Below are 580 nucleotides of genomic sequence, written 5' to 3'. Positions count from 1 at the left end.
GGTCATCAACTGCCGCGCGAGCGCGCGCAGTTGATCGGGGTCCAGGGCATCGAGATCGGTGGGTGAATTCATGCCCCCAAGTTTGCCAGCACCTGCACGCCGGGGGAATCGAAACTGTTTACGTCATTTGCTATACCACCGCGATTACGTGGTCGTGCGCCAACGTCTGCCAGGGCAGCCCGATCACGAGTGCGCGCAATTGCTCGAGATTCAATGTCTCAGCGATCTCACTATGGCCATTGGCCCAAACGAAATGACCTTTGTTCAAGCGTCGTGCAGCGAGCCAGACGCCAAAACCGTCGTACACCAGGACCTTCATGCGCGTCGAGCGCTGATTGGCAAACAGATATGCATGATGTGGCCTTGCGGACCCAAATACCTTCACCACGCGAGCAAGGATGGTATCAGCGCCGGCACGCATATCGAGGGGTTCGGTCGCAAGCCAAATGGCGTCGATGCGGATCATCGAAGCACCTCCCGAACCCAAGCTGCGCTGTCACTCAAACAAAGCAGCGGCCACAGCACTGACACGGTTGTGCCATTGCGCTGAATGTCGATACGCACGTTCGCTTGCGCCGCA

1 protein-coding gene is annotated in these 580 nt (G+C 58.1%); it reads right to left on the bottom strand.

The genetic code is table 11. The features are described from left to right. Positions 1 to 130: 130 nt before the first annotated feature. Positions 131 to 466, bottom strand: a complete 336-nt coding sequence (gene tnpB / locus ACSQ83_RS35925) for an IS66 family insertion sequence element accessory protein TnpB (protein ID WP_062174396.1) — start codon at positions 464 to 466, stop codon at positions 131 to 133. Positions 467 to 580 lie beyond the last annotated feature (114 nt).

This window comes from Caballeronia sp. LjRoot29, assembly GCF_964252755.1.
In the GTDB taxonomy this organism is placed as follows: domain Bacteria; phylum Pseudomonadota; class Gammaproteobacteria; order Burkholderiales; family Burkholderiaceae; genus Caballeronia.
This window is presented reverse-complemented; position numbering and strand designations above follow the sequence as displayed.